This window comes from Burkholderia sp. Ac-20349 (assembly GCF_017104865.1).
In the GTDB taxonomy this organism is placed as follows: Bacteria; Pseudomonadota; Gammaproteobacteria; order Burkholderiales; family Burkholderiaceae; genus Burkholderia; species Burkholderia aenigmatica.
Genome location: NZ_JAAGPM010000003.1, coordinates 80,782 through 101,587 on the forward strand (window position 1 = coordinate 80,782; position 20,806 = coordinate 101,587).

The 20,806-nt window shown below is 67.6% G+C and carries 18 protein-coding genes and 1 pseudogene; 4 read left to right on the plus strand and 15 right to left on the minus strand.

Going from position 1 to position 20,806, the window contains the following annotated elements; genetic code table 11:
- Positions 1-23 precede the first annotated feature (23 nt).
- From G3N61_RS02120 to G3N61_RS02145, 6 genes are all read right to left on the minus strand, one after another.
- Complete coding sequence (locus G3N61_RS02120) at positions 24-758, minus strand: LrgB family protein (protein ID WP_089454563.1); 735 nt, start codon at positions 756-758, stop codon at positions 24-26.
- Positions 755-1,126, minus strand: coding sequence for a CidA/LrgA family protein (locus G3N61_RS02125; protein ID WP_043183999.1), 372 nt, complete (start codon positions 1,124-1,126; stop codon positions 755-757). The genes G3N61_RS02120 and G3N61_RS02125 overlap by 4 nt, the downstream gene beginning before the upstream one ends.
- Before the next feature lie 486 nt (positions 1,127-1,612).
- Complete coding sequence (locus G3N61_RS02130; RefSeq protein ID WP_205821292.1) at positions 1,613-2,647, minus strand: alpha/beta hydrolase; 1,035 nt, start codon at positions 2,645-2,647, stop codon at positions 1,613-1,615.
- 65 nt (positions 2,648-2,712) lie between these two features.
- Positions 2,713-3,138 carry an organic hydroperoxide resistance protein gene (locus tag G3N61_RS02135; protein ID WP_089454567.1) on the minus strand — a complete coding sequence of 142 codons (426 nt, stop codon included), beginning with the start codon at positions 3,136-3,138 and terminating at the stop codon, positions 2,713-2,715.
- A 224-nt stretch (positions 3,139-3,362) separates the two neighbouring features.
- Positions 3,363-3,929: a TetR/AcrR family transcriptional regulator gene (locus tag G3N61_RS02140; RefSeq protein ID WP_205821293.1), complete on the minus strand. Its 567-nt coding sequence runs from the start codon at positions 3,927-3,929 to the stop codon at positions 3,363-3,365.
- Positions 3,930-4,046: 117 nt separating this feature from the next.
- A complete protein-coding gene (locus G3N61_RS02145; protein WP_089454569.1) occupies positions 4,047-4,643 on the minus strand; it encodes a TetR/AcrR family transcriptional regulator in 597 nt (198 codons plus the stop codon).
- A 148-nt stretch (positions 4,644-4,791) separates the two neighbouring features.
- On the opposite strand from G3N61_RS02145, the gene G3N61_RS02150 reads away from it, so the two are divergent.
- Both G3N61_RS02150 and G3N61_RS02155 read left to right on the plus strand, forming a co-directional pair.
- Positions 4,792-5,811, plus strand: coding sequence for an alpha/beta hydrolase (locus G3N61_RS02150; RefSeq protein ID WP_205821295.1), 1,020 nt, complete (start codon positions 4,792-4,794; stop codon positions 5,809-5,811).
- A gap of 98 nt (positions 5,812-5,909) precedes the next feature.
- Complete coding sequence (locus G3N61_RS02155; protein WP_205821296.1) at positions 5,910-7,763, plus strand: ABC transporter ATP-binding protein; 1,854 nt, start codon at positions 5,910-5,912, stop codon at positions 7,761-7,763.
- Positions 7,764-7,826: 63 nt separating this feature from the next.
- Here G3N61_RS02155 and G3N61_RS02160 read toward each other — a convergent pair whose 3' ends face one another.
- From G3N61_RS02160 to G3N61_RS02200, 9 genes and pseudogenes are all read right to left on the minus strand, one after another.
- Positions 7,827-9,317, minus strand: a complete 1,491-nt coding sequence (locus G3N61_RS02160; protein ID WP_205821297.1) for an aldehyde dehydrogenase — start codon at positions 9,315-9,317, stop codon at positions 7,827-7,829.
- A gap of 25 nt (positions 9,318-9,342) precedes the next feature.
- The gene (locus G3N61_RS02165; RefSeq protein ID WP_205821298.1) at positions 9,343-10,758 is read right to left on the minus strand and encodes an amidase family protein; all 1,416 of its coding nucleotides are present in this window, start codon (positions 10,756-10,758) and stop codon (positions 9,343-9,345) included.
- A 47-nt stretch (positions 10,759-10,805) separates the two neighbouring features.
- Positions 10,806-11,186 (minus strand): cupin domain-containing protein, encoded by a 381-nt coding sequence (locus tag G3N61_RS02170; RefSeq protein WP_089454574.1) that lies wholly within the window; start codon positions 11,184-11,186, stop codon positions 10,806-10,808.
- Positions 11,187-11,256: 70 nt separating this feature from the next.
- Entirely contained in the window at positions 11,257-12,549 is a 1,293-nt protein-coding gene (locus G3N61_RS02175) for an FAD-binding oxidoreductase (RefSeq protein ID WP_205821299.1), read from the minus strand.
- A gap of 26 nt (positions 12,550-12,575) precedes the next feature.
- Entirely contained in the window at positions 12,576-14,156 is a 1,581-nt protein-coding gene (locus G3N61_RS02180) for a DUF3138 family protein (protein WP_205821300.1), read from the minus strand.
- 31 nt (positions 14,157-14,187) lie between these two features.
- Positions 14,188-15,129: an ABC transporter permease subunit gene (locus tag G3N61_RS02185; RefSeq protein WP_205821301.1), complete on the minus strand. Its 942-nt coding sequence runs from the start codon at positions 15,127-15,129 to the stop codon at positions 14,188-14,190.
- Positions 15,126-16,109, minus strand: a complete 984-nt coding sequence (locus G3N61_RS02190) for an ABC transporter permease subunit (protein WP_089454578.1) — start codon at positions 16,107-16,109, stop codon at positions 15,126-15,128. Before G3N61_RS02190 ends, G3N61_RS02185 begins: the two co-directional genes overlap by 4 nt.
- Before the next feature lie 10 nt (positions 16,110-16,119).
- Positions 16,120-17,199 (minus strand): annotated as a pseudogene (gene potA, locus G3N61_RS02195) (polyamine ABC transporter ATP-binding protein); the annotation flags it as partial.
- A 73-nt stretch (positions 17,200-17,272) separates the two neighbouring features.
- Positions 17,273-18,346 carry a polyamine ABC transporter substrate-binding protein gene (locus tag G3N61_RS02200; RefSeq protein WP_230624399.1) on the minus strand — a complete coding sequence of 358 codons (1,074 nt, stop codon included), beginning with the start codon at positions 18,344-18,346 and terminating at the stop codon, positions 17,273-17,275.
- Positions 18,347-18,632: 286 nt separating this feature from the next.
- On the opposite strand from G3N61_RS02200, the gene G3N61_RS02205 reads away from it, so the two are divergent.
- Both G3N61_RS02205 and G3N61_RS02210 read left to right on the plus strand, forming a co-directional pair.
- Positions 18,633-19,466, plus strand: a complete 834-nt coding sequence (locus G3N61_RS02205) for a helix-turn-helix transcriptional regulator (protein ID WP_089454582.1) — start codon at positions 18,633-18,635, stop codon at positions 19,464-19,466.
- A 152-nt stretch (positions 19,467-19,618) separates the two neighbouring features.
- Positions 19,619-20,791 carry a porin gene (locus G3N61_RS02210; protein ID WP_089454583.1) on the plus strand — a complete coding sequence of 391 codons (1,173 nt, stop codon included), beginning with the start codon at positions 19,619-19,621 and terminating at the stop codon, positions 20,789-20,791.
- Positions 20,792-20,806 lie beyond the last annotated feature (15 nt).

A 20,806-nucleotide genomic window follows, 5' to 3' on the forward strand; every position in this document is an offset into this window, starting at 1 on the left:
ACCCGGCCTGGCCCGGCCGGCGCTCAGATCCAGCGCGACAGCACCGGCAGCAGGATCGGCACGACGAAGGCCGTCAGCACGCCGTTCAGCCCCATCCCGAGCCCGGCGAACGCGCCGGCCTCCTCGCTGACCTGGAACGCACGCGCAGTGCCGATCCCGTGCGACGCGACGCCGAGCGCGAATCCGCGCACGGCCGGCTCGTCGACGCGCAGTGCGTTGAGGATCCCGCGCGCGCACACGGCCCCGAAGATCCCGGTCGAGATCACGAGCACGGCGGTGAGCGACGGAATCCCGCCGATTTCCGCCGCGACGGCCATCGCGATCGGCGTCGTCGCCGATTTCGGCGCGAGCGATGCGATCGTCTGGTGCGACGCGCCGAACAGCGCCGCGATGCCGACCGCCGACACGATCGCGGTCAACGAACCCGCGAGCAGGCCAACCAGCAGCGGCACCGCGGCGCGGCGCAACTTCGACCACTGGCGGTACAGCGGCAGCGCGAGCGCGACGGTCGCGGGGCCGAGCAGGAAGTGGACGAATTGCGCGCCTTCGAAATACGTCGGATACGGCGTATGCGTGATCGTCAGCAGCACCACGATCAGCGCGACCGCGATCAGCACCGGGTTCGCGAGCGGGTTGAAGCGCGCCCGCGCATAAACGGCCTGCGCGAACAGATACGCGATCAGCGTGATGGTCAGGCCCAGCAGCGGGGTCGCGGCGAGATAGACCCAGATCGCGCCGAGTTTCGGGAAGGCCGTCATTGCGCGCCCTCCGCGGTGCCGCCCGCGCGCCGCTGGCGCCGCAGCAGCGCACGCGTGACGAGGGCCGTCACGGCGATCGCGAGCGTGGTGCTGACGGCCAGCGCGACGATGACCGCAACCGCATCGCCGCGCACGCGGTCGGCCGACACCATGATGCCGACGCCGGCCGGCACGAACAGCAGCGACAGGTGGCGCAGCAGCTCGAGCGCGGTCGGCTCGATCGCGTCGGCCACCTGCGGGCGCAGCATCACGAAGCCGAACAGCAACAGCATGCCGATCACGGGGCCGGGCACCGGCAGGCCGAACAGATAGGACACGCCTTCCCCGAGACACTGGAAGGTCAGCAAGACCGCGAACGCCTGCAGCATGAACCGTTTCTCCCGAACGTGGCCGCGCAGCGTGCGACCGCGCGACCGGTGGCCGGCGGGTTGTGGTGCCGGCGTGGACGATACGCGCGATCGTACCAACAATGCATGCGGCGCGGGCGCTGCGGCCGGCGACGCGTACGGGCAGAGCCGCGACGTGAAGCACCGCGCGAAACCGGCGATGGGGCGCGGATCGAGAAAGAAATCGTGCGGTTGAACAACGACGGGAAAGCGCTGATGTCGCGGTGTGCTCGTGCGGGGTGCGGGGTGCGGGGTGCGGGGTGCGGGGTGCGGGGTGCGGGGTGCGGGGTGCGGGGTGCGGGGTGCGGGGCACTGCGTGCTGCGTGCTGCGTGCTGCGTGCAAGCCGGCACATTCGCCCGGCTCCCCCGCCGCATGCAATGAACGCGGGCATGTGCCCGCCTCGTCGGTCGTCATCGGCACTCGCGCGGCCGCCACCCCAGGGGCCGCGCGAGTGCGAACCCGTCACGTTACTTCAACCGCGTCGCGATCTCGTTCGCCATCGCCTTCATCGCGGCCTTCGTCGGTGCATCCGTGGCCAGTGCATTCAGCAGGCCGAAATCATGGATGGTGCCGTCGTAGCGCGTAGTCGTCGCATCGACACCGGCCGCGTCGAGCTTGCGGCCGTACGCTTCGCCCTCATCGCGCAGCACGTCGAACTGCGCGACCTGGATCAGCGCGGGCGGCAGGCCCTTCAACTGCGCGGTGCTCGCGCGCAGCGGCGACGCGTAGATCTCGTTGCGCTGCGCTTCGTTCTTCGTATAGGCATCCCAGAACCACTTCATCATCGGCCGCGTCAGGAAGTGACCCTGCTGATACGCGTTGTACGAGCCCGTGTTGAAGTTGTGGTCGGTCACCGGCCACATCAGCCCCTGGAAGCGGATCGCGGGCCCACCCTTGTCCTTCGCCATCAGCGCCACCACGGCCGCCATGTTCCCGCCGACGCTGTTGCCGACCACCGCGAGGCGGCTGCCGTCGACGCCGATCTCCGCGCCGTGCGCGGCCACCCACTTCGTCGCCGCATACGCCTGGTTGATCGCGACCGGGTAATGCGCTTCCGGCGACGGCGTGTAGTTCACGAACACCGCGACGGCCCCCGATTGCACGACGAGGTCGCGCACGAGGCGTTCGTGCGTCGGGAAATCGCCGAGCACCCAGCCGCCGCCGTGAATGAACATGAACACCGGCAGCGTGCCCGTCGCGCCTTGCGGGCGGACGATCGTGACCGGCACGGACAAGCCGTCCTGTTCGATCGTGCGGTTCGACACGTCGATGCCCGACAGGTCGACCTTCGCGCCGTTCTGCGCATCGACCAGCACCTGGCGTGCCTTCGCGGGGCTCAGCGTTTCGAGGCCCGGGCCTTTCTGGCCGTTCAGCGCGGCGAGAAAGGCACTCGTCGTCGCATCGGGCCGGACGGCTTCGGCGCCGGCGCCAGCGGCGAACGCGGTGGTCGTGGCGGACAGCGCGGCGGCGGCAGCGATCAGCAGCGGCTTGACGATCTTCATGGTGTAACTCCTTGGCTCAATCTGTGAATGACAATGGGGCGGTAGATGATTCGCAATGCGTACGATCAGACGAGCGTGAGCGTGACGTCGATGTTGCCGCGCGTCGCGTTCGAGTACGGGCACACGAGGTGCGCGCGATCGATCAGCGTCTGCGCGGTATCGCGATCGAGGCCCGGCAGCGCGATCTTCAGTTCGACTTCGATGCCAAAGCCGTTCGGGATCGCGCCGATGCCGACGCTGCCTTCGATCGAGGCGTCCGCGGGCATCGCGATCTTGTCGCGGGCCGCGACGAACTTCATCGCGCCGATGAAGCACGCGCTGTAGCCGGCGGCGAACAGCTGCTCGGGGTTCGCGCCGGCGCCGCCCGCGCCGCCGAGTTCGCGCGGCGTGGCCAGCTTCAGGTCGAGGTTGCTCTCGGGCACCGTGGCGCGGCCGTCACGGCCGCCGGTGGCTTTTGCATGGGCGCGGTACAGCACTTTTTCGATCGACATGACCAACTCCTTTTCAATCAGTGAGTGAAACAGCCTTCCAACCCGGGGCCGCGTGCCGGCTGCTCGGCAGTCGGTTTCGCGCCAATTTATCTACTCATAGATAGATAAACATCCCCAAAAAATGCAGGCGGTTGATCCACCTGCCCAAGCCATCTATCTATCACCAGATAGATAACCAGATCCAATAAAAAGGCGGCGAACCGCCTGACCGCTCGCGCCGCCCGTCAGGGCCGCGTTTTCCAGACCGCCTCGACATCCTCGAGACGCGCCCGCGTGTGGAACAGCCGGCTGGCCAGCACGCTGCCCTGGAACGCCGCATACAACGTGCGCGCAGCCGTGTCGGGCTGGCCGCTGAACTGCAGCGTGCCTTCCTTCGCGCCCTGCGCGAGCAATTCCGCAAGCCAGCTCTCGTTGGCCTTGAAGAACGCCTGCACGGCCTGCCGCACATTCTCCGGCAACGATTCGATATCGGCCGCGAGCATCCCGCACAGGCAGATCATGTTGCCGTCGCCGAGCGTGCGGCCGAACATCTTCGTGTACAGGCTCAGCTTCACGTCGGCCGGCAGCGCCGGATCGATCGCCCGCATCGCCGAGAGGACGTCGTCGCTGTAGACCGACACCGCTTCCAGCACGAGATCGTCCTTCGACGGGAAGTAGTAGTGGATGCTCGACGTCTTCACGCCCACCAGATCGGACAGGTCTCGATAGCTGAAGCCGTTGTAACCGCGCAGCATCATCAGCGTGATCGCGTGGTCGAGAAGCTGTTCGCGGACGGTCGGTTTCGTTTCCATGGAGCGAACTTTATCTACTCATAGATAGACAGTCAAGGATTTTTTTGAGGGCACGATGCGCGCGCCCGGTTCGGATAACGCCCGAACCCGGCGTGCGTCGAACCGGCGCCGCCACACTTACTGCGGCTTCAACATCCGCTGAATGATCGTCCGCAGCATTGCCCGGTGTGCGCGCGGCTTGAACCCCGGCTCGAACACGACGCGCCCGACCGCGCCTTCCGCGAGCGCGAGCAGCCAGGTCGCGACGAGATCGGGCTTCAGGCTGCCATCGATCTTCCCCTGCGCGACGCCGCGCTTGATCAGCGCGACCATCCGTCCTTTCACCTGCGCCTCGTTCGCCGCGAACAGCGCGGCGACGTCCGGATTACGCGTCGCCTCCGCCGCGGTCTCGACGCTGATGCGCGCATAGACGGGATCGCTCGACAGTTCCATCAACGTCAGCGCGATCTCCTCGATCGCGGTCAGCGCATCGTCGACGTCCGCATGCCGCGCGAACAGTTCGGCCATCTCGCGCTGGTCCTCCTGCGCGACCGCCTCGATGATCGCCGCCTTCGTCGGGAAATAGTGGAACAGGTTGCCGGGGCTCATGCCGGCCGCCTTGCAGATCGCGGCCGTGGACGTCGCGTGGAAGCCGTCGCGCGCAAAACAGTCGATCGCGGCGTCCAGGATCTGGCGCCGCTTCGCTTCCACTCTTTCAGGGTCGATCTTTCTCAACAGGAACTCCGTGCTCGACGTTGGCTCAAATCTTTATTAGACTGATTAGTCGATCTATTATCGTGGCGACGTCATGCAGGCGTCAAGGCATCGTGCCCGCGTACGTGCCGCCTGCGACCTCCGCTCACACCACCGCTCCGAGGGCCTCTTGAAACGAACCGTCATTGCCGGCATCGCGCTCGTCCTGCTCCTGCTCGCAGCGGTCGGCGCAATCGCGTTGCGCGGCCTGTCCGACTTCGAGCTGAAGGGCGCGGAGGTTTCGACGCTCGCATTCCGCGCCGGCGACGCCGCCCTCGTCGGCACGCTCGCGCTGCCGGCCCACGCACCCAATGCGCCGATCGTGCTGCTCGTCCACGGCGACGGGCCGCGCACGCGCTTCTCGGACGACGCGATGCTGCCGCTCGTCAACAGCCTGCTCGACGCCGGCATCGGCGTGTTCGCCTGGGACAAGCAAGGCACCGGCCGCAGCAGCGGCGACTGGCTCACGCAATCGATGCAGGACCGCGCGAACGAAACGATCGCCGCGATGGCGCGCGTGCGCGCCGCCGTCGGTCCAGCGCCCAAGATCGGCCTGCTCGGCTTCTCGCAGGGCGGCTGGGTCATTCCGCGCGTCGCGAATGCGGTGCGGCCCGCGTTTTCGGTGATCGTCGGCGGCGCCGTCAGCTGGCGCCGGCAAGGCACTTACCTGACGCGACAGCAGCTCCAGGCAACCGGCCTGCAGCCGGATCGAATCGATGCGACACTGGCCGCCGAGCGACGCGACAACGACGCGATCTTCGGCCAGGCGGACGTGCCGGCCGATCCGCGCCGCCGCCCCGACATCGAGCCGCGCCGCTTCGGCTTCATCGCGCGCAACTACCTGGAAGACGCGTCACAGGCGCTCGCGACCATGCAGGGGCCCGTGCTGGCCGTGTGGGGCGCGCTGGACCGCAATGTCGATCCGGTCGACGAGGCAAACGCTTATACGCATGCGTTCGCGAACCGGCCCGACCGGCGCGTGGTGGTCGTGCCCGGTGCGACGCATGCGCTGCTGCGTGGCAGCTGGTTCGACTACCAGCTCGAGTCCGACTGGCCGACGTGGAAGCAGTGGCTGTACACGGCGCTCGGGCGCCATGCCTATGCACCGGGCACGCTCGGCCCGATCGAAACGTGGATCCGCGCGCAGTGAACACGTGTGCAACACGACGGCGCCGCGCAGGGCGTCGCGCATGAAACGGGCAATACGGGCCGCGCCGGTCGGCGTGGCCGCATCAAGGAGAGGTTTCAATGTTTTCGTGGTTTGAACGGCGCCTGCCGACTTTCCCGCTCGAAGATCCCGCCACGCCGCCGCGGGGGTTCTTCTCGTTCGTCTGGGCGTGCACGAAAGGCGCGCGCAGCTGGGTCCTGCTGATCGCGCTGACGTCGGCCGCGCTGGCCGCGTACGAAGCCGCGCTGTTCGCGATGATGGGCCGCGTGGTCGACTGGCTCGCGTCCGCGACGCCAGCCAATTTCGGCGGCCGGCACTACGGCACGCTCGCCGGTTTCGCGGCGATTCTCGCCGGCAGTACGCTGCTGATCGCGCTGCATACGATGGTCAAGCACCAGGTGCTCGCGATCAACTTCCCGATGCGGCTGCGCTGGCTGTTTCACCGGTTGATGCTCGACCAGAGCCTGTCGTTCTACGCGAACGAATTTGCGGGCCGCGTGACGACCAAGATCATGCAGACCGCGCTCGCGGTGCGCGACGCGCTGTTCATGTCGGTCGACGTCGTGATCGGCGTCGCCGCGTACCTGATCGGCATCCTCGCGCTCGCGGCCAGCTTCGACTGGCGGCTGATGATCCCGCTCGCGCTGTGGGCGCTCGGCTACGGCCTGGCGTGCGCGTTTTTCGTGCCGCGCCTCGGTGCCGTCGGCAGCCGGCAGGCCGATGCGCGCGCACTGATGACGGGCCGCATCACCGACGCGTATTCGAACATCACGACCGTGAAGCTGTTCTCGCACACGCGGCGGGAAGCCGACCACGCGCGCCGCGCGATGGAAGCGTTCAAGGCGACCGGCGACGCGCAGATGCGCCTCGTCAGTGCGTTCGAGGTCGTCAACCACCTGCTGTCGACGCTGCTGCTGGTCGGCTCGACCGGCCTCGCGCTGGTTCTGTGGATGCACGGCGAGGTGAGCGCGGGCGTGGTCGCGGCGGTGATCGCGATGGCGCTGCGCCTGTCGAGCTATTCGCACTGGATCATGTGGGAGATGACCGAGCTGTTCGAGAACGTCGGCACGATCCAGGACGGCATCAACACGCTGACGAAGGTACGCAGCGTGGTCGACGCGCCCGACGCGAAGCCGCTCGCGGTGCAGCGCGGCGGGATCGTGTTCGACAACGTGCAGTTCGCGCACGAGGACAACGACCGCGCGGTGTTCGACGGCCTGAACCTGACGATCCGGCCCGGCGAGCGGATCGGCCTGATCGGCCGCTCGGGGGCCGGCAAGTCGACGCTCGTGAACCTGCTGCTGCGCTTCTACGACGTGGGCGGCGGCACGATCCGGATCGACGGGCAGGACATCGCGCATGTGACGCAGGACAGCCTGCGCAGTGCGATCGGGATGGTCACGCAGGATACGTCGCTGCTGCACCGGACGATGCGCGAGAACCTGCTGTACGGGCGCCCCGACGCGACCGAGCGCGAGATGCACGACGCGGCCGTGCGCGCGGAAGCGTCCGAGTTCATCGACCGGCTGCGCGACCGCCACGGCCGCAGCGGCTACGACGTCGAGGTCGGCGAGCGCGGCGTGAAGCTGTCGGGCGGCCAGCGGCAGCGCGTCGCGATCGCGCGCGTGATGCTCAAGGACGCGCCGATCCTCGTGCTCGACGAAGCGACCAGCGCGCTCGACTCCGAGGTCGAAGTCGCGATCCAGCGCAGCCTCGACGATCTGATGAGCGGCAAGACGGTGATCGCGATCGCGCACCGGCTGTCGACCATCGCGGCGATGGACCGGCTGATCGTGCTCGACGAAGGGCGCATCGTCGAGGAAGGTACGCACCTGCAGCTGCTGCAGGCCGGCGGCATCTATGCAGCCCTGTGGACGCACCAGAGCGGCGGGTTCCTCGGTGAAACGGCGGACGCGGAACAAGCGGAGCAGTAAGGCGCTCATCCGGATGCGTGAGACGCGCGGCCTCGTTATCGAGGCCGCGCGTTGCCTTCCACGCTACAACCGCACGACCGTCGACTTCAGCTCGGTGTACTTGTCGAGCGCATGCAGCGACTTGTCGCGGCCGTTGCCCGACAGCTTGTAGCCGCCGAACGGGAAGTTCATGTCGTCGCTGCCGTCGCCATAGCAGTTGACCCACACGGTGCCCGCGCGCAGCCGCCGCGCAACGGCATGCGCGGTCGAGAGATCCGCCGACCATACGGCCGCGGCCAGTCCATACTCGGTGTCGTTGGCGATCCGCACGGCCTCGTCGACATCGTCGAACACGATCACCGACAGCACCGGCCCGAAGATCTCTTCACGCGCGATCTTCGCGTCGGGCTTCACCTCGAACACCGTCGGCTCGACATAGAACCCGCCCGTCTCCTCGCGCACGCGCGCGCCGCCCGTGACGAGTTTGCCCTCGTCGCGCCCGGCGCCGATATACCCCATCACGCGATCGAGCTGCGTGCGATCGACGATCGCCCCCATCGTCACCGACGGATCGAGCGGATGCCCGGGTGCGAAGCGCCGCGACGCATCGACCAGCTTCGCGACGAATGCGTCCTTGATGTCGCGATGCACGAGCAGGCGCGACCCGGCCGTGCACACTTCGCCCATGTTGAAGAAGATCGCGTCGGCGGCAGCCTGCGCGGCGCGGTCGAGATCGGGGCAATCGCGCAGCACGATGTTCGGCGACTTGCCGCCGAGCTCGAGCCACACGCGCTTCAGGTTCGACTGCGCGGCGCACGCCATGATCTGCTGCCCCGTGCGGGTCGATCCCGTAAACGCGATGCAGTCGACGTCGGGATGCAGCGCGAGCGCCCTGCCCGGCTCCGCACCGCCCGGCACGACGCTGAACACGCCGGGCGGCACGCCCGCATCGCACGCGAGCTGCGCGACGCGAATCGCGGTGAGCGGCGATTTCTCGGACGGCTTGAGCACGACGCTGTTACCGGCCGCGAGCGCCGGCGCGAATTTCCATGCGGCCATCAGCAGCGGGAAATTCCACGGGACGACGGCCGCGACGACGCCGATCGGCTCGCGCGTGACGAGCCCGACCAGATGAGGGTCCACCGGCGCGACTTCGCCGCCGACCTTGTCGATCGCTTCCGCATACCAGTCGACGCAATGCGCGGCGGCCGGCACGTCGATCGCCGTGGTATCGGCGATCGGCTTGCCGGTGTCGAGCGTCTCGAGCAGCGCGAGCTCGTCGAGATGCTCGCGCATCAGCACGGCCCAGCGCTGCAGCACCGCCTTGCGGGCGCGCGGGTTCATGCCGGCCCAACTCCGCGCATCGAACGCGCGGCGCGCGGCCGCGACCGCGAGGTCGACGTCGTCGGCGCCGCAATCGGCCACGTGCGCGAGCACGCAACCGTCGATCGGACTCACGCTGGCGAAGGTCGCGCCGGTTTGCGCGTGGCGCGCCTCGCCGTCGATGAATGCGCGCCCGTCGATCCGCAACACGGCCGCGCGCGCCTGCCAGTCTTCGAATGTCGGTTGATTCATGCGTTTACTCGTGAAAAGTCGCGCGTCACGACCCGGTGACCGGATCGATCGGCGTAAAGATGCCCGCACGCGCCTCGATCGCTTCGCCTGCGGCGAGACACAGCGCTTCCTGGAAGCGTCCGGCGACGAGCTGCACGCCGGTCGGCACGCCGTCGCGGATACCGGTCGGCACCGACAGCCCCGGCAGCCCGAGCAGTGCGGTCGCGAGCAGCGGCCCCTGCTGCTCGACGATCGCGCGCATCGCGTCGTCGCCGTGCTGATCGGCGTCGATCGCGAACGGCTGCGCGCACGACACCGGCATCAGCAGCAGCGGATAGCGCGTGAAGAATTGCTGCCAGTCGCGCAGCAACGCCGTGCGCCGCGCGAGGCCGTTCATGTAACCCTCGAGGTCCAGCGGCTTCGCGAGATGGCGCTGGCTCGCGAACGCGGTACGGATCGCCGCGTCGCCGTGCTGCATGATCACGTCGCCGAGGCCGCCGCGCGCCTCGTTGGTCACCAGGTCCAGCCACAGTTCGCACGCTTCGGCGATCCGCGGCGGCACTGCTTCCTCGACGATGCAGCCTGCTTCTTCAAGCCAGCGCGCGGCCTGCCGGATCGCGTCGACCACCACCGGATCGGACGGCACGCCCGGCAGCGCCGGGCACACGGCCACGCGCGCGGGGAACGCGGCTTCATGCGCAGTCGGCGCGACCGGCATCCACCATGCGTCGCGCGCGTCGCCTGCCGCCATTGCATCGAGCGCGAGCCGCAGGTCGCCGACCGTGCGCGCGAGCGGGCCCTGGACGGAGGCGAGCTGCACCGCAAGCGTGCGGTCCTTCGACTGCGTGGCGTTGTACGCCGGCACGCGCCCGGTGCTGGGACGCAGCCCGGCGACGCCGCACGCATAGGCCGGGTAGCGGATCGAACCGCCCAGGTCGTTGCCGTGCGCGATCGCGCCGATGCCGGCGGCCACGGCAGCCGCCGCACCGCCGCTGGAGCCGCCCGGCGTCAACGACGCATCCCACGGATTCGACGTGCGGCCGTGCAGGTCGTTGTCGGTGAACCAGCGATACGAAAATGCCGGCGCATTGCTGCGCCCGATCACGATCGCGCCGGCCTTGCGCAGGTTCGCGGTCACCGGGCTGTCCTCGTGCGCGATCAGGTCCGAAAACGCGCGCACGCCGTTGGTCGTCGCGCATCCGGCCGTGTCGACGTTGATCTTCACGGTCACCGGCACGCCGTGCAGCGGGCCGACCGGCGCGCCCCGCGCGATCGCGGCGTCGGCATCGGACGCGGCCTGCAACGCGCTGTCGGCCATCACGTCGACGATCGCGTTGATGACGGGGTTCACCGCTTCAAGCCGCTGCAGGCAGCTGCGCGTGAGTTCGGTGGCAGACACGTCGCGACGCGCGACGCGCTCGGCCATCTCGGCCGCGCTGAGACGCCACAATTCCTGGGTCATGGGTTGCTCCTCGTTGATCTCGATGGTTGTGCTGAACCGGCCGCGCGTTACGCGCCCGGCTGCCCTGCCTGAGGTGCGTGCGACGCATAGATCTTGCGGCACTTTTCGACGACTTCCCACGTGCCGCGAAAACCCGGCGGAATCACGAAGCGGTCGCCCGCGCGCAGCACGCGCTCGCGGCCGTCCGCATCGCGCACGATCGCGACGCCGCTCAGCATCTCGCAATACTCCGACTCGTCGTACTCGATCGTCCAGCGGCCGGGCGTGCATTCCCAGATCCCGCAGCTGAACTGCCCGCACGGGCTGATGTAGTGATGCGACAGCGTCTGCAGCGGATTGCCGTCGAGCAGCAGCCCGCTCGGCACGCGGCTCTGCGTGAGCTTCGCCGGTGCCCGCATCAGGTCGACGAGATTCGTGATGTTGGTCATGAGTGCCTCCAGGGCATGAGAGATTCGAAACGTTTCGGTGCCGCGCGGCGGGGCGAACCGCCCGCGCGGGTCAGAGCAGGTCCATCATCCGGTGCCAGGTCATCGCGAGCGCCAGCATCGGCGTGCGCAGCGCGCGCCCGCCCGGAAAGTCGCGATGGCGAATCCGGCCGAACAGGTCGAAGCGCGCGGCCTGCGCGTCGATCGCTTCCGCGATCAGCCGCCCCGCGAGGCCCGTCACGTTGACGCCGTGCCCGGAAAAGCCCTGCGCGAAATACACGGTCGGCTCGAGCCGGCCGAAATGCGGCGCGCGATTCATCGTCGCGTCGATCAGGCCGCCCCACGCGTAGTCGATCCGCACATCGGCCAGCTGCGGGAACGTCTTCAGCATGTCGCGCCGCATCGCGGCCGCGAGGTCGCGCGGCGCGTTCGTCGAGCTGCTGGCCTTGCCGCCCCACAGCAGCCGTCGGTCGCGCGTCAGCCGGAAATAGTCGAGCGCGGAATTGGTATCGCAGATCGCCGCATCGGCGGGCATCGTCTCGGCCGCGCGCGCGTCGCCGAGCGGCTCCGTCGCGATCAGGTACGTCGCGACCGGAATGATCTTGCGCGCGAGCGCCGGCGCCAGCTGCCCCAGGTACGCGTTGCAGGCCAGCACGACATGACGGGCATCCACGTGACCGCGCGCGCACCTGACGCGGTGATGCGGCGCGGCACGATCGAGCGCGAGCGCGGGCGTGTCCTCGTGGATCGTCACGCCGGCTTCGCGCGCCGCCCGCGCGAGGCCGAGCGTGTAGTTCAGCGGATGCAGATGGCCGCTGCCTTCGTAGCGGAGGCCGCCGACGTAACGGTCCGACGCGACGAAGCGCGGCATGTCGGCGCGCTCGACGACCTCGTAGCCGCGATAGCCGAAGCGACTCGCGGCGGTATCGCGCCACGCGCGCAGCGCATCGAGATGGCGTGGCTTGTTCGCGGCAGTCAGGAAGCCGGAGGTCAGGTCGCAATCGATGCCGTACCGCTCGACCCGCTGCCGGACGATCTCGACCGACTCCAGCCCCATCGCCCATACGCGCCGCACGTCGTCTTCCGGCAGGTAAGCCGAGAACGTGTCGATGTCGCACGCGTACCCGGCAATCAGCTGGCCGCCGTTGCGTCCGCTCGCGCCCCAGCCGATCTTCGACGCCTCCACGAGCACGACCGAATGGCCGCGCTCGGCGAGATCGAGTGCCGCGGACAGGCCCGTGAGCCCGCCGCCGATCACGCAGACGTCGGCCGTCACGGCCCCGTCGAGCGACGGATGCTGCGCACGGTTGTTGGCCGTCGCTGCGTAGTAGGACTGAACATGTTGCTGGTTTTCGAACTTGAGCATGTGCAAGACTCGCGAACGGCGTCGCGTCAGAACGCGTAGATGAGTTGGGTGGCGAGCAGGTCGTTCGACTTCTGGTACGACCCGTCGTGACGCAGGAACACCTTGTTGCTCGCCCAGTCGTGCCGGTATTCGACCTTCACCGTCACTTGCTGGGTCGGGTAGAACAGCACGTCGAATACGGCGGCCTGCCGCGTCGCACCCTTGCATTCGAAGCCGACGCCGCCGTTCGCCTTCGACATCGCGAGACAGTCCGCATCGATGCCGAAGCCGTTGTACGGATCCATCCCGTTGCCGTTCAGGCCGATCGACGAGCCGCCGCCGCCGTTCTTCCGGTTCACCAGCAGGTCGTAGCGCAGCGTCGCGCCCATGCGGCCGACCACCGGCGCGTTGAACTTGCGGTGCGCGAGCAGCGACAGCCCGAACCACTGCGCGAGCCCGCCGTTGAACGCGCCGTGCTGCTGCTGGCCGTAGTCGAACTCGGCGTTGTACTGCGCATCGGCGAGCGTGTAGGTCGCATCGGCTTCGCCGAAGAAGAACGCGCCGTACGCGCTCGGTGCGTTGCCGCCGACGCCGTAGCGCACGTTGCCGGTCGCCGGATCGACCGCGCTCGGCAGCGTCTGGCGGCCGATGCTGATCGAGCCGCCGACGTCGAGCGCGCTGCCGTGCAGGTAATCGACCCGCGCGGTGAAGGTCGGCACCTTGTTGCTGGTCGTGATCGGGTCGCCGAGCGCGTTCACGCCGGTCTGCGTGACCGCGCCCGCGCTGCGGAACTGCTCGTTGCCGACGAAGAACTTCCACGCCCAGTGGCCGTCCGGGCTCTGGTAGTTGAGGCCCGCGCCGATCGACGAACCCGGATCGGAGAAGTCGTACAGCAGGTTGTGCGTGAGCGTCAGCATCATGTTCGACTGCTGGTACTCGTAGCCGCCGAAGCCCGTCATGAGGCCGCCGGTGAGCGCCGTCGTGCCCGACAACGGCACGGTCAGCACGGCCGTGTTGATGATGTTCAGGCCGCTCGAGCCGCTGCCCGTCATCATCGACAGGCCCGCGCCGCGGTTCGGCATCAGCGTGATTTCCGCGGACGGCGCGGTCGGGCCGACCCCGAAGGTCTTCTTGATGTCGAGGAATACGTCGCCGAACGTGCTGTTGTAATAGGTGTACGCGTTCTCGTGGTTCGCGAACTGGAACGACGACGTGCCGGCGCCCCGGTTGTACAGGTAGGTCGGATCGAGATAGCCCGTCACCGACAGCCCCGCGATCGGGCCCGTGCGCGCGGCATCGGTCAGCGAATCGACCTTCAACTGCTGGTTCGCGACCTGCTGCCGGATTTCAGACACGTCGTCGTTGGTCAGCACGGCCGCTGCCTGCCCGTAGCCGGGTGCGGACGGGTCAGCCGCCGCGCCGGTCGCCGCGTTGGACGCGTTCGCCGCGTTTGCCGCGGCCGGTACGGCCGAAGGCTTCGCGCCGAGCTGCGATTGCAGCGCGCTCATCTGCCGCTGCAGCACCGCGATCTGCTGCTGCAGCGTCCGGATCTGGTCGGTGCTCGAGTTCGCCGCGGCCAGCCCCGGCAACGCTCCTGCGATCAGCGCGCAGAGCATCTTCTTTTTCATGGAATGTCTCCTTGTCGTTCGTCTTTGTTCGTCACTTCGTGGGATGCGGGATACGGTCGTGCAGCGGCGGCGCGGCCGGCGGGCGCGCGGGCGGCATGGCGGAGGGCGACGCGGGCGTGCCGGATGCCTCGGACGCGGATGCCGCGTGCCACATCCGCGTGTCGCGCGCCTGCCGCCGCTCGCGGGCCAGCATCGCGCGGTTCACGACGACGACGCCGATCGTCACGACGGTGATGAACACCGTGGCGAGCGCATTCATCTCCGGGTTGAGCCCCATCCGCACGCGCGAGAACACGACGAGCGGCAGCGTCGTCGAGCCGGGGCCCGACAGGAACGCGGACAGGATCACGTCGTCGATCGACACCGTGAACGCGAGCAGCCAGCCGGACACCAGCGCCTGCGCGATCAGCGGCAGCGTGATCACGAAGAACACCTTCCACGGCCGCGCGCCGAGATCGAGCGCGGCTTCCTCGATCGAACGATCGAGCTCCTTCACGCGCGACTGCACGATCACCGCGACGAACGACAGGCACAGCATCACGTGGCCGATCCAGATCGTCAGCCAGCCGCGCCCGACCGGCCAGCCGAAGGTCTGCTGCATCGCGACGAACAGCAGCAGCAGCGAGATGCCCTGGATCACTTCCGGAATCACCAGCGGCGCGTTGATCATCGCGGCGTACAGCGTGAAGCCGCGAAAGCGCCCCATGCGGGCCAGCACGAAGCCGGCCCAGGTGCCGATCGCGACCGACGCGGTCGCCGTCAGCAGCGCGATCTTCAGCGACAGCCATGCGGCCGTGAGCAGCTCGTCGTCGTGCAGCAGCGCGCCGTACCACTTCAGCGAGAAGCCCGACCACACCGTCACCAGCTTCGATGCGTTGAACGAATACACGACCAGGCTGACGATCGGGATGTACAGGAACAGGAAGCCCGCGCCCAGCACGCACGCGGACAGGATGCGATTTGCGCGGTTCATGGCTTGGCCTCCGCTTCGGTCTGGCTGTAATGGAGCAATGCCATCGGCACGAGCAGCAGCAGCACCATCGTCACCGTCACCGCGGACGCCATCGGCCAGTCCATGTTGTTGAAGAACTCATCCCACATCACGCGGCCGAGCATCAGCGTGTTCGCGCCGCCGAGCAGCTCGGGGATCACGTATTCGCCGACCGCCGGGATGAACACGAGCAGGCTGCCCGCGAGGATGCCGTTGCGCGACAACGGCAGCGTGATGCGCCAGAACGCGGACCACGGCGTCGCGCCGAGATCGTTCGCGGCCTCGAGCAGCGTGAGGTCCATCTTCACGAGGTGCGCGTACAGCGGCATCACCATGAACGGCAGGTACGAATAGACCATCCCGATGTAGACGCCCGCGTCGGTGTGATACAGGCGCAGCGGTGTCGCGATCACGCCGAGCGCCGCCAGCACGTGGTTCAGCAGCCCGTCGTCCTTCATGATCCCGACCCACGCATAGACGCGGATCAGGAACGACGTCCAGAACGGCAGCATCACGGCCATCATCAGCAGGTTGCGGCGGGCCGGCGTCGAGCGTGCAATGAAGTACGCGATCGGGTAGCCGGCCAGCAGGCACATCAGCGTCGACGCCGCGGCCATCTTCAGCGAGCTGACATAGGTGTTCAGGTACAGGTCGTCCTGCAGCAGCAGCGCGTAATGTTTCAGCGACAGCGCGACCTGCACGGTGCCCGCCTCCAGCCGCGCAAGTGCGGTGTACGGCGGGATGCCGAGCATCTGGTCGGCGAAGCTGATCTTCAGCACCAGCACGAATGGCAGCGCGAAGAAGATCGCGAGCCAAAGGAACGGCACGCCGATCGCGACGCTGCGGCCCGACGGCAGGAAGCGCGACAGCATCGCGAAACGGCCCGGGCGCGCGCGGCCGGTGCCGGCGCTCGCGGCGCCGGTCGACACCGGCGCGGACGGCGTGGAAGCGGAGGTTCTCATCGTGGCGTCCTCATTGCGTCAGCACGACGCCGCTCGCCGGCGACCACGACACGAACACGTCGTCGTTCCACGCCGGTGCGTTGTCGTTCATCAGGTGCGAGCTCGACAGGTTCGACACGACCGTCTTGCCGCTCGGCAAGCGCACGTGGTACAGCGAGTAGCTGCCCATGTACGCGATGTCGGTCACGACGCCGCGCGCCCAGTTGTGTTTCGAACCCGGCTTCTCGCGCGACACGTGCACGCGTTCCGGACGCACCGAGATGCCGACCGGCATCCCGAGCGGGCCCGTCACGCCATGGTTCACATGCATGCGTGCTTCGAGATCGTCGCTTTCGACGAAGATGTGATCGGGCTCGTCCTCGACCACGCGCCCCTCGAACAGATTGGTCGAGCCGATGAATTCGGCGGAGAAGCGGCTGTTCGGGTATTCGTAGACTTCGCCGGGCGAGCCGATCTGCACGATCCTGCCTTCGCTCATCACCGCGAGGCGGCTGGCCATCGTCATCGCCTCTTCCTGGTCGTGCGTGACCATCACGCAGGTCACGTCGACCTTCTCGATGATGTTCACGAGTTCGAGCTGGGTTTTCTGGCGGATCTTCTTGTCGAGCGCGGACATCGGCTCGTCGAGCAGCAAGAGCTTCGGGCGCTTGACCAGCGAGCGGGCCAACGCGACACGCTGCTGCTGGCCGCCTGACAGTTGATGCGGCTTGCGCTGCGCGTACTTGCTCATCTGCACCAGCGCGAGCGCATCGGCCACGCGTTCCTTGATCTCGTGCTTCGGCGTGCCTTCCTGTTTCAGGCCGAACGCAACGTTCGATTCGACCGTCATGTGCGGGAACAGCGCGTACGACTGGAACATCATGTTCACCGGGCGGCGGTACGGCGGCAGCGACGCAAGATCCTCGCCATCGACGAAGATCTTGCCGGAGGTGGCCGTCTCGAGCCCGGCGAGCATGCGCAGCAACGTCGACTTGCCGCAGCCCGAGCTGCCGAGCAGCGCGAACAGCTCGTTCTTGGCGATCGTCAGGTTCACGTTGTCGACGGCCGTGCTGTCGCCGAATTTCTTCACGACGTTTTCGATGCGCACGAACGCGTCGTTCGTCGCGCGGGTGGCGCCGGCCGCGGCCGGCGCATCGGGCAGGGTGTGGTTCATGGCCGCCTCCTCAACCGCCCGACTTCAACTGCAGCCACAGACGGTTCTGCATCCGCGCGATCTCGGCGCTGCGCGGCATCGCAAGCGACGTCTTCGCGATCGTCGCATCGGACAGGTAGATGCCCGGGTCCTGCACGATCGCCGGCGTCACGAACGGGCGCGCGGCCTTGTTGGCGCTCGGGTAGAAGATTTCGTTCGTGATCGCCGCGTTGGTCTTCGGATCCTCGATGTAGTTGATCCATTTCAGCGCGGCTTCCGGATGCGGCGCATCCTTCGGGATCGCCATCACGTCGAACCACAGCAGGCCGCCTTCCTTCGGATTCACATAGCGGATTTCGTACGCGCGCTTCGCGTCCAGCGTGCGCCGCCGCGCGATGCCGACGTCGCCCGACCAGCCGAGCACGACGCACACGTCGTTGTTCGCCAGGTCGTCCGCATAGCCGGCCGAGCTGAACTGCGTGACGTACGGGCGGATCTTCTTCAGCACGTCGTAGGCCGCCTGGTAATCGGCCGGATTCTTGCTCTCCGGATCCTTGCCCATGTACTGCAGCGCCGCCGCGAACGCGGCGTCCGGCGCGTCGAGCAGCGAGATGCCGCAGCCTTTCAGCTTCGCCGCGTTCGCCGGGTCGAACAGCAGCGCCCAGCTGTCGGTCGGCGCGTTGTCGCCGAGCCGCTTCCGGACGGCCTCGACGTTGTAGCCGATGCCCGTCGTGCCCCACGCCCACGGTACGCCGTACTGGTTGCCCGGGTCGGCCTTCGCGACCATCTTCATCAGCACCGGGTCGAGGTTCGCGAGATTCGGCAGCTTCGACTTGTCGAGCTTCTGGTACACGCCGGCCTGGATCTGCTGCGCGAGATAGTTCGACGTCGGCACGACGATGTCGTAGCCCGAGCTGCCGGCCAGCAGCTTGGTCTGCAGCGTGTCGTCGCTGTCGTAGCTGTCGTAGCGGACCTTGATGCCCGCCTGTTTCTCGAACACCGGCACCGTGTCCTTCGCGATGTATTCGGACCAGTTGTAGACGTTCAGGTTGGCATCGCCGGCACGCACCGGCAGGCTTGCCGCGGCGGCAAGGCCCGCCGACATGAAGAACATGGCACGGACGGCCGGACGACAGCGAAATCGGACACGCATGGGGATCTCCAGAGAGTTGTAATCGGCTGTTGCATCACGCTCGGGCGGACTCGCGGCAACGCCGTCAGACGGTTTCGGCACAGGGGTCAATGTAGAGATCGCGATTCGCACCGTCAGTCCCGAAAACCGGGACAAGCGATGTCGCGTGCCGGGGCCGTTTGAGTGGATTCCCATCTAGGCAATCGAAAATCGTCGTGATACGAGTAGCGCCACCTGAAATTTCCTGATACCCGAGGCCATGGACGCTGCGCTCCCCTCCCCCGATCTGCCGCTGAGTCACGTCGCATTCGTGACCGAAACGCTGGGCGATATCGCGCAGGCCGTCGGCACGCCGCAGTTCATGCGCGCCGTCTACGACACGCTCGTGCGCTACGCCGACTTCGACGCGGTGCACCTCGACTACGAACGGGTCGCGTCGTCAGGCCGGCGCAGCGTCGGCTGGATCGGCAGCTTCGGCCGCGAGCCGGAACTCATCACCCAGGTGATGCGCCACTACTACCGGAGCTATGCGAGCGACGATGCGACCTACGCGGCCATCGACAGCGAAAGCGACATGCAGCTCGTACAGGTGTCCGCGCAGCGCGTCGCGAGCGAGATCCGCCATCAGTTCTTCGACAGCGGCGACATCCACGACGAATGCGTGATCGCCGGCGTCACGCTCGGCACGCGCTATTCGATCTCGATCGCGCGCTCGCGGCGGCTGCCGCCGTTTTCATTGAAGGAGTTGAGCCTGCTGAAGCAACTGTCGCAGGTGGTGCTGCCGCTGGCGTCCGCGCACAAGCGGCTGCTCGGCGCGGTGTCGGCCGACGGCGGCGAGTGCGACGAACTCGATCTCGACCACGTCGCGCAATGGCTGCCGGAATGGCAGGAACGGCTGACCGCGCGCGAGATGCACGTGTGCGCGTCGTTCATCCAGGGCATGACCTCGGCTGCGATCGCGCAGTCGATGGGGCTCAAGACGTCCACCGTCGACACGTACGCGAAGCGCGCATTCGCGAAGCTCGGCGTCGATTCACGCCGGCAGTTGATGACGCTCGTGCTGAGAAACGCGTCGCGACGACACGACGCATGAGTTTCCCGCGCACCGGCCGCCGGCCGGTTGCGCACGCATCCATCCCCGCGCCGCCTCATAACGATCCGACAATTTATTGGTTCCCTTGACGATGCGCTGTCCGTATCGTTCACCGACTCGTCAGACCATTCGACCAACGGGGGAATCCAACAATGAAACAGATCCGTTCACTCGCACTGCTCACGCTGCCGGCCGCGCTCTATGCCGCTGGCGCTCACGCACAAAGCAGCGTCACGCTGTACGGCATCGTCGATGCCGGCATCGCATACGTGCACAACGCGCAGAACGCGAACGGCAGCAACGCGTCGAGCCTCGTCAAGTTCAGCAGCGGCAACCTGTCGGGCAGCCGCTGGGGGCTGCGCGGCACCGAGGATCTCGGCGGCGGCCTGGCCGCGCTGTTCCAGCTCGAGAACGGCTTCAACATCGGCACCGGCGCACTCGGCCAGGGCCAGCGCGAATTCGGCCGCAAGGCCGTCGTCGGCCTCTCGAGCAGCACGTACGGCACCGTGACGCTCGGCCGCCAGTACGATCCGGTCGTCGATCTCGTGCAGGGTCTCACGCAGGACAACTATTTCGGCGGCGTGTTCGCGACGCCGGGCGATCTCGACAACTACGACAACAGCCTGCGCGTCAGCAACTCGGTGAAATACACGAGCCCGCTGATCTCGGGCTTCCAGTTCGAGGGCCTGTACGGCTTCGGCGGTGTCGCGGGCGCCACCGGCAGCGGCCGCACGTACAGCTTCGGCGCAAGCTACGCGAACGGGCCGCTGTCGCTCGGTGCCGGCTTCTTCTACGCGAACGGCGGCTCCACCGTCGCAAACGGCGTGCGCAACTGGTCGAGCAGCTCGGACACGCTGTTCAACACCGTGATCAACCAGGGCTTCTCGAGCGCGAAGTCGATCCAGATCGTGCGCGTGGCCGGCCAGTACGTGGCCGGGCCGGCCACCTTCGGCCTCGCGTATTCGAATACGCAGTACGGCGCGGACACGCTGTCGGCCTTCAGCCAGAACGCGAAGTTCAACAACGGCTCGGCGTTCTTCAACTGGCAGTTCTCGCCGGCGCTGCGCGCGGGCGTCGGCTACAACTACACGTCGCTGACGGGCCCGGCGTCCGCGCACTACAACCAGGTCAACCTCGGTGCGGACTACGCGCTGTCGAAGCGCACCGACCTGTATGCGCTGTTCGGCTACCAGAAGGCGAGCGGCAACACGCTCAACGCGAACGGCGCGGTCGTGAAGGCTGCTGCGTCGGTCGGCTCGTATGGCGTGAACTCCGGCACCGATACGCAGGAACTCGCGATCGTCGGGATTCGCCACAAGTTCTGATCGCGTCGCCGCTCG